Source organism: Bacteroides pyogenes DSM 20611 = JCM 6294 (genome assembly GCF_000428105.1).
In the GTDB taxonomy this organism is placed as follows: Bacteria; Bacteroidota; Bacteroidia; order Bacteroidales; family Bacteroidaceae; genus Bacteroides; species Bacteroides pyogenes.
In genome coordinates, this window is record NZ_ATZH01000052.1 from 1 (window position 1) to 15,119 (window position 15,119).

The window sequence follows — 15,119 nt, forward strand, 5'->3', positions numbered from 1 at the left end:
GAGAACGGTTTGGTGATAGCCGAGGAAACCACACCGGCTAACGAAAGTGACATCAAACATTTGGAAAAGCCATTAGAAAAAGCTAAACTTCCACAAGGTACACCTGTTTATGCCGACAAGGGTTATGATTCCACAGCAAACAAGGATGTACTTAAACGTATGAAGCTCAAGAGTCGTATCATGCACAAAGGAGTAAGGGGACGTAAGCTAACGGAAAGAGAGCAGCGTGTTAATGTAGCCATCAGCAAGACACGGTACAAAGTGGAACGTACCTTTGGATCTATTCACAGATGGTTTCATGGTGGGATAGCCAGATATGTAGGTTTAGCTAAGACTCACGCACAACACATCATGGAGGCTATTGCCTACAATTTATATCGAACTCCGGGGATAATTGTGTCTAATTCTCTCAAATAAGGGGAGAGTATGAGATGAAATAGAGCATATACAGCCTAAAAATCAAAAATATAGACTGAAGGTGAGCCAATAGTGCTCAAAAACAAGAATGATAGAGAATGGGGTAAGGTTTTGCAGAGGTCTCGGATTGGTAATATATTGCCAGCGCGTCAGTAATGTATCGCCAGCACGTCAGCAATATATTTCCGGCAGGTTAGCAATATATTTCCGGCAAGTGGCGCATACGGCCCCTGACAGAAGGGGGGTATTGAGGAGGGGATAATACCCTCGGGATTAATGATGAGTGGTTATGGATTAACCGGATTCTATCATCGATCAATCACGATAAAGGAGTGATTATAGAAGCAGGCATTGTTCTTTTCTAATCTCCTTTCTTCTTCAGCGTCAGCACCGGCAGGAAGATGAATACCCCGATTACAGACATAATCAGCCCGCCGATGGTACCTGCCGCCAACGGGAACCAAAAACCTTCTTTCTCCGCTCCCACCATAAAAGGTATAAATCCCAGAATAGTGGAAACCACCGTTAGAAAAATAGGAATTACTTTTGTATTCCAGGCTTTCACATAAGCCCGGAGCGGCGAAAGACGCGGGAAGCACTTGCGGACGGAATTATATTCATTCAGGATATAGATACTTGCGTTCACCGTGATGCCGCACAGAAGGATAAAAGAAGCAAAACCGCCTTGGTCAAAGTTCAGTTTGAACCAGTAGAACGTCAGAAACACACCGATATAGGATACCGGAATCACAAAAATAATCGCCAACGGTTGTTTCAAGGAGTTGAACAGGATACTCGTGATAAAGAAAATAATGGCAATCACAATAAGCAGCAAACGATATTGTTTGTTATCCTTGCTGCCCCACGACCAGTTATTATTTTCCGATTTGGTAGTATATCCCATCGGAAGAAGTTCGTTAAACTCTTCCAGATCTTTCTTCAATAACTTATGCCCCTGCTCTGATGAACCGATATACTCATATTGCAGGCACAACCGGTACTGTTGATTCTCCTTCGCCACTTCCTGCGGCATCTGTCCCTTCTCTACGGTTGCCAATTTCGAAAGCTTATATTCCTTACCGCCTGCCTCAAAAGGATAATGCTGCATTGCCCACGCATCCCTCTCTTCCGCCTGCCGGGAAGAAAGCCTGATTTTTTCCGTACTCTCCTCCGTCATCACCGAGCCGATCTCCATATTCCGCCCATATACCGGACGGATAGCGGAGAACAATCGTCCGGCTCCAATCCCTTCCTCTGCCATCCTCCGTTTATCCAGATTGAAATAAAATTCCATATAATCATCCTTCCACCAAGAGAAGTCAGAGCTGATTGTTACTTCACGGATACGGCGATGAGACAACAGTTTTTCTTTCAGTTGCTCCGCCCGGTCATACAGTTCGTCATAGTTGTAGCCGTACATTTTCACCCGGAAAGACCCTGCATTCTCACGGACATTGTTACTGAATCCCTGATCCTGCAATCCGTATATGCTCCAGTCTCCGCCTCCCAGTTGAAGCGCTTTGCCGATCATATTGGCTTTCAGCGTATACGGGAAACCGCTTTTCTGGTATTCTTTCGTGAAATAAATATGGATAGATGCCCGTAGGGCATTTTCCACGGATGTCTGAAACAGCTTGATTTCTTTAAATTCGCTCAGAAAAGTTTCCATCCGCTTAATCAATGTGTTCATCTGTTCCAGTGTACTTCCATTCGGCAAGTTGACATTGGCATGAAGCACCACTTCTTCATTACGGCTAAAGTAACTCCCCTCATATACCTTTTGTACAAAGAGCCTTAAAGTCCCTCCCAACACCTTGTCCACTACCGGCTTCACCTTTTCTTTATACGTTGAAGTGCCCAACGTCTTGTTATAAGTTTCCGCCCACTTATCCTCCCCTTTCATCTTTTCCGGCAACAGGAACACCGGCAATCCGAAAGCCAGCAATAACAGTGTGCAGACAGCCACTCTCCAACGACAGAGAATCCGTATCAACCCACTGTAAAAGCGGCTGAAATAAACCGGAACCCGGCGCGCCTTCGAACGTATCCACACAAAGGACCTCACACTCCCTATCCATCTTCCCTGTTTTGAAAGAACTGTTTTCCTTCGCCGTTTCAGTCTGGTTTTATCAATGAGGGAAGGAACAAAAAGCAATGCAACCAGTAATGAAACTCCCAAATTGACAATCACCACAGCGGCAAAATCTTGCAGATTAAGCCGTATCTTCTCATCCAGAAAGAAGATAATGACCAATGCTCCTATCGTTGTCAATGTAGCCGCCAACACAGACATGAACGCCTTCCGGTTTCCGCGCCGCAGATAATGGTCGCTCATCACAATCGTATTATCAATCACAAGATTCAACGAGACAGTGATACCTGCCAAAGAATACAACTGCATTTCAAGCCCGAATGCATAATAGAAAATAACGGCTATCGCTATGTTGACAGACAGGCTGACTATAATCAGGAACAGATACCTGGGACTGAAAGTAATCAGCAATACAAACAGAAGCAGAGTGACTACCGTCACTCCCGTACGCAGATAAATTTTGCTCAGTTCTTCCTGAATAAACTCTGTCGCGTCATAACTGGTATGAATCTCATACCCAACCGGAAGAAGCGACCGGATACCGTCCATATATGCTTTCACTTTCTTACTCAATGCTAACTGGTTGGCCGTTTCTTCCGCCACTACAGACAGATAAATCGAGTTCAGACCGTTGATCCGGTAGTAACTTTGCGGCCGCTCTTCCACACGGGAGACCTTCACCAGTTCATCCAGTCCGATGATTCTCCCGTCTTTCATCTTTACCTGTATCCGTCCCGCATCCAACTCCCGGCTCTCATACTCGGGAACCAGTGCCAGACGTATCCATTGCTTGCCCGCAGCCCCCTGTTCCACATCATATGTACCCATGAACTCTTTCTGATAGTGCAACCGGACTGCCTCACGAATATCATCCGTACTTATCCCAAGCGTACGCAATTGTTCCGAATCATACTCTAACCGCCATTCCATCGGCGTAGCACCGGTAAGATTAATCTTATAAATCCCCGGAAGTTGCGCCAAACGTGTTTTTATATGTTCTTCCGCATATTGCTGAATCAGTATAGGTATAGCGGGCGCATTGATTGTAAAAGTGATGAAAGGAGACTGGCTGCTCTGTCCGGGACTCTGCATCTGAATATACGGATAACTCACCCCTTCCGGCAGCTCCGGCCACGTCTGGCGGATAATGGTGGAAGCCTCAAAACGGGCAACCGCCGCATCCACATGCTTGTCCAGATTCACACTGACACTTCCCCATCCATTTCCCGAAGTAGAGTAAATCCCCCGAATCCCCTTCACACGGGCAAGCATCGCCTCCAGTTTGCTGGTAGCCGTCATCTCCACCACACGAGCCGAAGTACCGGGCATACTGAAACGCACCGTGAAGCCGGGCAGTGTCCGCGACGGGCTCAGTTTGACAGGCAACAACGGAATCAGTGCCAGCCCGACCAACGCTGCACAAATAAATGTGACAATCAGCGTAAAAGCAGAAGCCTTTGGGGACTTGTTTATTTCAGATTTCATAGTTTGCATTCATTATATTTCATCACAGGGACACACAGTGTTTCAATTTTTATATTCACTACAGAGGACACGGGATTCTTCTCTCTTTCCGTAAGTAAAACAGAGCGATAAACTCTGTGCCCTTTGTGGTGAGTTCAGTTCATTTAACCAACTTTCCCCCATTGAAATCGAATCTGTCGGAAAGCGAACGTCTGGCAGCGAAATCAAACAAGGTGAGCCGGCGTATCTTGTAATAATTCAGCCAGTAGTTCTGCATGGCGGAAATATAATTCCGTTGTGCCTGCTGCTGCCTGTTGAGTGAAAGAGTCAGGCTGTTAATATCCGCCTTGCCGATAATAAAACGCTGCTTTGTCTCGTTATACGCAAGTATGGCCAAGTCTAGCGCCTCTTCCGCGCTTGCTATCAACTGCTGCTGGATATTGAAGTCGCTCACTGTCATAATCACCTCCTCTTCGATACTTATCTCGTTCTGACGTGCCGAAATCTTCGCTACGTTCAGATTATTCCGTGCCATATTATACTTACCTTTACGAACACCCCAGTCCACTATCGGTATAGAGACATTGACCTTTACCAAGTCCTGCTGCATCGGTCTATGATATACATCACCAAAATTATCCGCCACCTGATTAAAGCCGATACTCGCATTCACACTTGCATTGAAGCGTGATTCTTTCTTCGTCTTGTCTACATTCCGTTCCGCTTCCAATACGTTTTGCTTCAGTCCCAATAATTGGGGATTGTTGCTTCTTCCCCAACTCAAAGCCTCATCTACCGGAATCTCTATCCTGTCCGGACGGGAAGGAAGTTTCAGCTCGATTTGCGTATTCTTATCCAGATTAAGGAAAGATGCCAAAGAGAACATCGCCCGTTTCAGGTCACTCGCCTTGTTCTGTAATGTGTTTTGCGCATTCACACGATCCAATCTCAACGTCAACAGGTCGGCCTGTGAGATGGCGGCTATCCGGTGACGTTGCTGCCCGATACGGTAAAGCGTATCTGTGGAAGCCAGATTGTCTTTTGCCAGGTTATATTCCGCCTGTGCCATAGCCAAAGAGAAGAAATAATTGGTGGCTGTTTCCGATACTTTCTCTACATGATAGAGGAATTCCTTTTTCACACGCTCGTATTTCAACGGTTCTATCTTCCTTTCCCACTTGAAAGGGTTGTATCCTACCAAGCTTTGCGAATATCCGATCCGCATGGGAACACTGGTGAGTTGTGTCGTTCTGTTATCCCCGAAGTTGCGCATATAGGCAAGATTCGATTCTATGTAGAATGTTCCGCCCGTCAGGTCGAGATTCTGTCTCACGCTCAATCCGCCATAGGCATAATAAGACTGTTGCGTACGATATACATCCAGATTGGAACCCGAATCATAACGTTTCGTGATGTCCCGGTTGTATTGAGCCGGAGTGACATCCAGTGTCAGACTGGGCAAACGGTTGGCACGGTACGTTCGGTATTCCCAGTAACCGGACAGATACATATTCTGTGTACGGAACGACTCCAGCGAGCTGTCATTGGCCAAAGCGATCGTCCGATTCAAGTCCAGTACCAAACGCTCCTGAGCATTTGCGGAACAACGGATTCCGCAGACCATCGCCAGGACGAAACAATATCTAACAGATAACTGATAATTCATAACTGATATTTTTTATTTGAAAACAATCTGCGTCAATCCGCCTTAATTTGTGTTTGAACTTTCTTATTCCTGTAAATAAACCAATAAAGCAACGGTATGATAAACAGACTCACTGCCGTACCTATCGACATCGTTCCTATCATGGCAATGGACAACGGTTTTTGCAGTTCCGACCCCATATCCGAAGAGAATAACAAAGGCACCATTGCAAAAATGGTAGTCAGCGAAGTCATGATAATGGGACGCAGACGTCTGCGTCCGGCTTCATGGATGGCTTCCAACAAGGGAACACCCGCCTTACGCAGTTCATTGATGGCATCCAGCTTCAAGATAGAGTCATTGATTACAATACCACAGGTGACAATCATTCCGATAGCGGACATCAGATTCAGTGTATGCCCGCAAAGCCAAAGCAGTAACAGTGCGAAAGCCACATCTATTGGAATTTCCGCTAGGACAAGCAAAGGCTGTAGAAAACTCTCGAACTGTGCCGCAAGGATAAAATACATCAGCAACAGTGAAATCAGAAGTATCACCACCAGTTCATCCAGCATTTCCCGGCTGGAGAAGAAACTGCCGGAAAAGCCCGTGTCCCAGTCTCCCGTTTCCTCCGCTATCCGCTTCACATCCTTTATCAGCCTGTCTGCATCCCGCACTCCGTAAAAGTCGAAAGGCACAAACTCCCCGTTACGTCCGGAAGTGATACTTTTCAAGTCCTCGGCAGGAGTCACCTTCACCAGTTCTCGAAGTGGGATATATTCTACTTTCCCTTTACCATCCGGCTGTGTCTGTACCAATGTCTCCTGCAAAACTCTGTTCACCGTTTTCTCATTCCCCGCAATATGAATCGGAAGATACTGCTGGTAGGAATGCAACATGGTCACGTTGTTTTCACGGAAAGCGGTTCTCAGGATACGGTAAAGTTCATGATAGGAAACACGGTAGAGCAGGAGCTTTTCCTTGCTGATACTCAAGTTCAATTGATTCTCAAAAGCAATACTTGTAGGATTGATTCCGGTTTCCTTCGCCAGTTTCTGTTCTACTTTGCGAATCGTTTCCGCGTCCGGTGCCTGCGCCCTGTTGCGGGCATAAAACTCGGCAATAACATCCGGTTCACCCGTTACGAAGAGTTTCTCAAACACCGTTTCCGGCGGAGAGAAAGAAATGACAGAGAGCGGATAGCGTTCTTTCAGTCTCCGGTATATCTCCTGTTCCAAAGGGACAATTCCTCTGGAAGTCTCCGTCCGGAAATAAAGTTCCGCTTCGGAAGATGAAAGTTTCCTCTCCCGGTTCAGGATAAAATCCTGTCTGCCGATAGAAGCAGTCTGTTCCAGAGACTGGCCGTCCAGTTCCTTGAAAAGTTCGTCCACACGCTTTCTGTTTTCATCCACGTGGATATTTTCATTCCATTCGATGCGGACAATCAGTTCGTTCTCCTCTATATCGGGCATCCGCTGCTTGTCTATAAAGAAAAAGAAGAATACACAGAGTGGAATAGAAACGATACAGAATAGCATGCTGAATGTTTGATGGGAGAATGTCCAGTCGACTCCGGCATTATAGAAACGATCCAGTGTATGGGCTTTTATCGGATTGTTGAAATGGAAGGAAAACCACTTCCATTTCCGGGTACGGATGCCTGTACGATATACTAGCAGATAAAGGACGGGAAGAAGTATGATTCCTGTAAAATAAGAGACCATCAGCCCCACCGTGACAGAGAAAGCCTGATCATAGAAGATAGCTCCTGCAATGCCGCTCATAAAAATCAAGGGAGCGAATACGGCGACAGTAGTCAGTGATGAACTCAACATGGGAGTCACCACTTCACTCGTTCCCGTGATGCAGGCACGCCGCAACGAATACCCCCGTTCGCGGTATTGCGAGATATTCTCGGTCACGATAATCGAGCTGTCAATCATCATTCCCAAAGCCAGAATCAATCCGGCAAGGGAAATGATATTCAATGACATATTACAAAGGTAGAAGAAAACGAAGCTAATCACGATGGAAACTACCATGCTAAGTCCGATAATCAGCGGAGATTTCACATCACCCAGAAACAGGACTGCCACCAGACAGACAAAAAGAAATCCTAAAGAAAGGTTCTGTTGCAGATTGGAAATCGTATAGTCCAGCAACTCCGTCTGGTTACGGCTGATACTGAAATCAATGTCCGGATATACCCGCTGGAAATAATTCATGGTACCTATCAGGGAGCTCTTCATCTTATCCATGTTCTCGTCCGCTTGCTTGATGACAGCCAGCGTCACCGCACGTTTGCCGTTCGACACAGACACGCCCTTTTCTTTCACAGGTACGATATGGACCTTACAAAAATCCTTTAACTGCACAATGCGGTCACCCTTACGCAGATAGATATTTTCCACATCCTCCACCGTACGCAGCAACGTCGAGAATTTGATATTATATTCGTAGTATCCGTCACGTACCGTCATATTGCCCGGTTCTACATTGTTGGATGACAGGGCCGATTCGATATCCTCGATGGCAAGTCCCATCATGGTCAGCTTGTCCTTATCGGGCACAATCTGTACCTGACGTTCTACCAGTCCGGTCACATCCACCATAGCCACTTCTTCGAGCTGCTCTATCCTGCGCTTGATGACTGATTCGGCAAACTCGCACAAGTCAAGAAAGGATTGCTGTCCCGTAGTGCTATAAGTACTGTCATTCTTCAAAGTCAGATTCAGGTAAAATACGGGAATATCCGTTGCGCTTGCCTTTATCACTTTCGGGCGTTCCGTTTCTTTGGGAAGATAGTTCATCGCGGCGTCTATCTTCTCGTTCACTTCGATAAAGGCGAGGTCTGTATTCGTGCCGAATTCAAAGGACAGACGGATAATACCCGCTCCATCCCTCGACTCACTATGAATATCCTTCAGGGTGGAAACCTGAATCAGTTGTCCGCGCAAAGGCTTCACAATCGTATTCTCCAGTTCGCGGGCGGACGTATTAGCGGCGGATACCTGAACAGTGATTTCCGGAATGGCGATATTGGGAAGTAAGGATATGGGTAAGGTGGAATAGGTCGCCAGCCCGATAATAAAACAGGCGGTAAAAGCCATCAATACGGTAATGGGCCGTTGAATCAAAAATTTTATCATACTTTTCTATCTATCAAATCACTTCGCTAATCACTCATCACTGACCCGTTAGTTACTAACCTTTACCTCCGTTTCATGCGCCAGATTCAGATTTCCGGTCACAATGACCGTATCTCCTTCCAGCAGGCCATTCTCAATGCCTTTTTGAGATTTATCAGAAACGATGTATTCTGTAGCATTCTCCAATCCCGTATTTACATAGTTCCACATGGCCTTTCCCTCTTTCAATGTAAAAACCACTTGCTTGCCGGAGCGTAACACCACGGCCGTCTTGGGAATGACCAACTGTTCGCCTAAGTTTCTTCTGACGCTTACCCTTACGTTCATACCGTTGAACAGTTTGCCCGCTCCGTTTTTTACCTTAGCCTTCACCTTTACCAATCCATTGCTGTCCACCCATGGATTGATTTCTGATACGCTGCCTTCAAACGAGCTTCCTCCGGAGTAGGGAAGCACCATTACCTTATCACCTTTTTTAATAAAGGCAAGCTCATTCTCCAATACGGTAAATTCAGCTTCCATCCCTTTGGTATCAAGAATTGTACAGAATACTTCCGTGGTATTAGCCGGATTAAAAGTCTTTGAAAAAAGGTTAGCTACCACCCCGTCAAAAGGAGCGACCAATGTAGCATGTTCCATTTCCCTTTTTGCCAACTCATAGTGTGATTTCGACTGGTCATATCCGCTTTTCACTTTGGCAATTTTTATGATGTCCGCCGGGACGTTACTGAAATCATCAACAGAATACCCCTGTCCTATCAATATATCTTTCAGTTCCAATTCGGCTTTCAACAAAGCATTCTCTGACTGGGACAGCTTCTGCTCCAGACGGAATTTGTCCAACTCCGCCAGTTTCTGCCCTTTATGCACACGGTCTCCATTCTTCACATGAATATGGGCAATAACTTCACTCATTTCAAAATGTAAATCAGCCCTGCTTTGGGCATTCACCTTGCCATTGCTTACCAACTCATGATTAAAAATCTGCCGTTTCAGAACTTGGATGGTTACTTCATTTTTTGTGTCAGGAAGAACAGTGGAGACTCCTTGCTCTTCTTTCTCCGTTTCCTTAGTACCGGAGCAGGAAAGGATGCCGGAGTAAGACAGGCAACATAATAACAGACAGGATAAGCTGTGTCGTTTCATGATTCTTATTTTTTAATATGCCAAATATCGTTTTTTATTTTATTGATTGGGTATAGATTCTTCATTTACTATTATTTTTTTTACTTCTTCTTTCATCTCTTTGACGGCTGTCGATTGAACCTTCGGTTCTTTTATCAGTACAATCTCCGCCACACGCTTCAATTTATCCGGTTGTCGATATTCCGGTTCCGCATAAAGTTTCACCAGCAGATAATACGGATAAATCCGTCCCGGAAGCCGATGCGTAGACCGTATCAAATATTCTTCCGCTTTCTCATACTCTTCTTCTGCCTGATAATTCTTACCGATAATATTCAGAATCATAGGATCGCAACTATGCATCATTGCTTTCTCCAATATCCTTGTCGAGTGATTATATTCTTTTAATTTATGCAAGCAATGCCCATACTCAAACAGGAATCGGGGGCGATGCTTCAAGAACGGATAAAGTTCCTCATATCCATCTTTTGCCGGACCATACGCCTTCATTCCATAGAGCATCCTGCATTGCGACCATTTCCGGCAAGTTTCATACGTATTGCTGTGTATCAGCCATCCTCCCGATACGCTTGTCACAAATGCGATCACAAGCATCCATCGGGATGATGTTCCCAGAAAACACGCCACCAAAAGACAAAGAAAAGCGACAAGGAAACAAGGGTACGCTGTCGGATAGGAAGAAAAAGAGAAAACAAGCAGCGACAGAAGCCCACCGCAGATACCAATACGCCGCCGCCTGATGCCTTGATGCAAGCAAACACCCACTATCCCCAACACAAGCAGTAGCACCGGTATTCCACATTCTACAGCTACCCGCAGATATTCATTGAAAGCATACTCCGGACTACCTGCCACGTGCTCTTCATCCTTACTATAGTCACCTTTCGCAAAATACGCCTCTTGTGACTGCCCGTAGACATCAACGAAACTTCCAACCCCATGTCCGCACAGAGGTTTTTCCATTACGGCAAGACAACTTATTTTCCACATAAACAATCGTCCCTTGGCAGAATCTGCCTTTAACCGATAAATGCCGAAACTTCCCACTATCAGCAAAACAGCAAGTAATATCCCCACTGCTACCACTTTCGCACGATGTTTTTTCCAGACTTTCTGCAATCGGACGCTCCATGAATAATGTATGTTGCACACCAGCACGCTCCCGGATATAGCTGCCAACCACGCCGAACGGCTCATTCCCGCCGGAAGAACGCAAAGAAGCAAACACAACACCAAGCCGGAAAAGTAATGCCCCGCCCGTTCTCCCCAAGCATGCTTGCCTGCGCCACTGGTCCGCAACCATTCGTACAGGCAAACCGGAAATACCAAGGCAAGGTAGCCGGAATAGGGTCCGGGATTGTAGAAAGAACCGGTTACTGCATATAATGAATGATTAGAAGTAGTGAAACCGTAAATCTGATGCAATCCCCAGACAGCTTCAATACCCCCCATCAAGATAAGTCCCCAAGCTACCGAATGGTGGAAAAAATGTACTCCTTTTGCCGATAGCCCTGTCGCTAATAATACACATACAGCAAATATTATAGAAGCCCATCCGCACCACAGCCACTGATAGGAAGTCTCTCCGGCAGGGATAGTGGGAGTATAGGCACAAACTGTACCCAACAACCCGACAATGCCTACGGACATCAAGGCGACGGAGAGGTTACGTTTCCAATGGGAAAGTTGTATTTTGTTCATGGATAATCAGTTTTTTATAGTTATGCTGTTATTTCTCTTCTCACTTTATATCTTTCTCAGCATCCGCTTCCAACGGAACTTTCCACTCTTCTTATCACGAGAGAACCAGATGAACCTGCCCACACCCAAGATAAAGTCTTCCGGTAGCATTCCCCAAAAACGAGAATCGTAAGAATCAGCAGCATTATCTCCACGCATAAAATAATAATTCTGACAAAAGCGATAAGAATGAATAACCGAATCACCCAGTAAAATTACATTTCCAGAGCGGACAAGGCTATTCCCTGTCTCATATTCTATACATTTACGATAATCTTTGTAATTCAATGAATCAATTGTCAACTCATCTCCTGAACAAGGAAGATATACCTGAAAATTTTTCGAATGCCACTCCCATTCATAAGTCTCTCCCGGAATGGCTACGCAACGTTTACAATAATATAATTTCGATTCAAGCTTCATCTTGTTAGGATCAGAGAAATAAGGAAAGTTAAAAACAACTACATCGCCTTTGCGAACTCTACGTATACCCTCCTCCCGATGAATTATCGGACGTCCACAACTGCCTTCTTCCCATATCCTACGTCCCGGAATTCGCAAGGAGGCAATAATATAGTCGCCTCCAAGCAAAGTAGGAGCCATCGAATAGGTAGGTATCACACACGAAGCAAACAGATACAATCGTGCCAACACATAACATTGGAATAGCACGAAGAGTGCCAATAGCGATTTACCGATTTTCTTGAGAATACGTCTGAACATATTGTAATGATTTATGGCGTATTTTTAAGAGGTTATGTTAGTCATCCATTCCATCTACTACATTCGCTTTGATCTTCAGCCTGATAGGAATATTCGATTGATTGTGGGAAACAACAATTGTTTTTGAAGTATATCCCAAACTTTCAGGGGTAAATTCGACCATCAAATTTGATGTTTTTCCGGGAGGCAGAGGTTCTTTTCTCCATTGAGAAATCAAACAACCACATGAAGTTTTAACATCATTAATGACCAGCAAGTCATCGGTTGTATTCGTATATACAAATTCTATTTCATATTTCCGACCTTTTACAACTGTACCCAAATCCTTATTCTTCTCACAAAATGTGTCAATTTCACCTCTTCTCTTTTCTTCCAACATTACAAAAGTCTGTTCCAAATATTCTTTAAAAAATTCCGGATATTGTAGTGAAGGTGAAAAGAAACAATTACTCTTCAAATCCCTATCAAGTAGAAATAAATAAGGATTTCCATGTTTCTCATGCTGTGCCGACAATATATCAGAGTCATTCATCGGAACGTAATATACAGGAAAAGATATGTCATATTTCTTTTGAGCAAGATGCAACATACGCATGTTGTTATAGCTTGCCAATCCTATGATGTGATTTCTGATTTTTGACTCACGAATCATCTCTATAGAAGACTTTATACAATTCTCGCAGTTAAGCTCGCTGAATCTGAACACCAAGCAAGGTTTTGCAAAAATACTATCAACTCGACATGTCTTCCCTGACATATCTTTCACAATATAATAGGACGGGAAAGAAATTTCCTTTGTCTGCAAAATACTCGACACCATATAGCTGACTGCATCTTGAGGAAGCTCCTTACATTCTTTGTTGCCAATACATCCTCCCATGCAAATAAGAAAAGGAATGTATGCCAGTTTTTTTATTACTATTCTCATTTCAACTTTACTCTAATGATAACCGGATTGTCAAACTCCTGCAGACCTTCGCAAATCTCATTCAAATAGGGAGAGAACTGCTTTCGTTTTTGCTTTTCCTTCAATAATTCCGGTTCTCCCATTAAATATACATATTTTTCGTCAACAGAAGCAAGGATAACAGACAAGGTATTCTGGTTGAAATCATCCAATAGGAAATAGCCGGGATTATGAATAGAGCCATCTTTTTTCTCCACATAAGCCAATCCCAACAAGCCTCTACTATAATTGAAAAACAAATAATCCTCATTTTCATAAAAGGCACCGAACAAACTGGTATATTCTCCTTCTTTTTCGGCTTCTTTCATTCTTTTCAAATCTACGCTTCCATAAAACGAAGGAGCATAGGCATTAGTCGTGAATTCGATACGGTAACGGGGATTCAAGTTACCGATACTATCAATCTCATAGATCTCAGGATGCAGAAATTCGGTCAAAAGAACCTTATCTTTATAATAGGTGAAATTATCGGAAGATAACGGAACATGGAGGAAATCTTCATTATACTCGTATTTCAATTGATGATTACACACATTCCCATCGTTCAGCGTCACATACCGATACGCCTCCGGAAAAATATCTTCATATAGCCGTTGATTAGGAAGTCTGTCCAAATAACAGTATTTCCAATCTCCTTTAGCTGCAAAAGAAGACATTAAGAAGGAGGCTTTAGATTTTTTTACCAGTTCCCCATCCCTTGTATATTCATAAAAAGCCTGCCCCCTGTCAGAGTAAATCATTATATTCCCGTTTTCTCTATTCAAAGTAAAGTCCTTGATGTTCAAATATTCATCCGGTCCGTTTCCCTGTCTATTGACTCTATATCGGAAACTGCCGTCTTGGTCAAAACAGAAAATTGTCTCTGAAAGTTTATCCCAAATATAATACAAATCGCTCCAAACAATCAGGCGGGTTGTTTCACCAATCAAGATGCTATCCGCTGTCTGTAAAGGAATATATTCCACTTCTTCCGCAAATGCAGAGATTTTCCCCGGTTCCTTTTTATCGATGTTATCAGGGTTCACTGTTATAACTTGGAACAAAGAATCATTGATTATCGTGGCTTGGAATGCCGCATTCTTTTTGCAAGATATCATAAAAGGCAAAACAAGTATAAAAATACATGTCAATTTTTTCATAAGACTTCTTTTTTGAGAACCGGCAGAAGAATAAAATACAATAGTATGTGATCTCTCTGCCGGTTCCAATCATTTATTACTTATTTTTATCTCCATTTTCGGCAAGGTTTAACATTTAGTTTTTTGCCATTAGAGCCTGCGGCATAAACCGTTGCGTCTCTGTCCTGATTCTGCAAAAATACATCTATCCTCGCATAGTTGCAAGTAATCTGTTCTTTTTATGCAGCCAAACCATATATTTCATGGTATTCCCTGTACTGTGCAAATTACTCCTTTTTACGACCCAAATGAGTACGCCAATTCGGGATAAGTTTAGTATGCAAAAAGTTCTACCTGCCTTGTTTTTTCTACATATACAGTGCGAGTTCGGGATAAGGATTTATAATAATATTAACGTGAGTTCGACGAATTTAGAATAGTGCAAGTTGTGTATCCAGTGTCCTCTGTACATTGATGCACGGCTTCTTTGGGAACAAGCAATATGCAGCAATAGCACCGAGCAGATTGACGATGAAATTATCAAAGCATCTGTGTCTGGAATGCTCTATCTGTGCAATATTCTTCAGCTCATCATTCACGGTTTCTATAATAGCCCTCTTTCTGAGCAAGAGCTTATCGGAGACGCTCATCAAAGCCC

At 44.0% G+C, this 15,119-nt stretch carries 10 protein-coding genes; 1 reads left to right on the forward strand and 9 read right to left on the reverse strand.

The features are described 5' to 3' along the window. Positions 1-417: transposase (locus C234_RS0112180; RefSeq protein ID WP_027324204.1), on the forward strand; the 417-nt coding region annotated here is incomplete at its 5' end. A gap of 361 nt (positions 418-778) precedes the next feature. Here the strand turns inward: C234_RS0112180 and C234_RS0112185 are convergent. The 9 genes from C234_RS0112185 to C234_RS0112230 all read right to left on the reverse strand — a co-directional run. Next, positions 779-4,003, reverse strand: coding sequence for an efflux RND transporter permease subunit (locus tag C234_RS0112185; RefSeq protein ID WP_027325996.1), 3,225 nt, complete (start codon positions 4,001-4,003; stop codon positions 779-781). A gap of 130 nt (positions 4,004-4,133) precedes the next feature. Next, positions 4,134-5,597 carry a TolC family protein gene (locus C234_RS0112190; RefSeq protein WP_148295235.1) on the reverse strand — a complete coding sequence of 488 codons (1,464 nt, stop codon included), beginning with the start codon at positions 5,595-5,597 and terminating at the stop codon, positions 4,134-4,136. 74 nt (positions 5,598-5,671) lie between these two features. Then, positions 5,672-8,767 (reverse strand): efflux RND transporter permease subunit, encoded by a 3,096-nt coding sequence (locus tag C234_RS0112195; protein WP_027325998.1) that lies wholly within the window; start codon positions 8,765-8,767, stop codon positions 5,672-5,674. 48 nt (positions 8,768-8,815) lie between these two features. Then, positions 8,816-9,913: an efflux RND transporter periplasmic adaptor subunit gene (locus C234_RS0112200; RefSeq protein ID WP_027325999.1), complete on the reverse strand. Its 1,098-nt coding sequence runs from the start codon at positions 9,911-9,913 to the stop codon at positions 8,816-8,818. Positions 9,914-9,952: 39 nt separating this feature from the next. After that, a complete protein-coding gene (locus C234_RS0112205) occupies positions 9,953-11,563 on the reverse strand; it encodes an O-antigen ligase family protein (RefSeq protein WP_416334079.1) in 1,611 nt (536 codons plus the stop codon). Between the two features lie 96 nt (positions 11,564-11,659). Next, a complete protein-coding gene (gene lepB / locus C234_RS0112210) occupies positions 11,660-12,376 on the reverse strand; it encodes a signal peptidase I (RefSeq protein WP_034537659.1) in 717 nt (238 codons plus the stop codon). Between the two features lie 37 nt (positions 12,377-12,413). Further along, a complete protein-coding gene (locus C234_RS16850) occupies positions 12,414-13,304 on the reverse strand; it encodes a DUF1573 domain-containing protein (RefSeq protein WP_027326002.1) in 891 nt (296 codons plus the stop codon). Beyond that, positions 13,301-14,482, reverse strand: a complete 1,182-nt coding sequence (locus C234_RS0112220) for a 6-bladed beta-propeller (protein ID WP_027326003.1) — start codon at positions 14,480-14,482, stop codon at positions 13,301-13,303. The genes C234_RS16850 and C234_RS0112220 overlap by 4 nt, the downstream gene beginning before the upstream one ends. A 410-nt stretch (positions 14,483-14,892) precedes the next feature. Next, a partial coding sequence (locus C234_RS0112230; protein ID WP_154656409.1) for a transposase occupies positions 14,893-15,119 on the reverse strand: 227 nt, incomplete at its 5' end.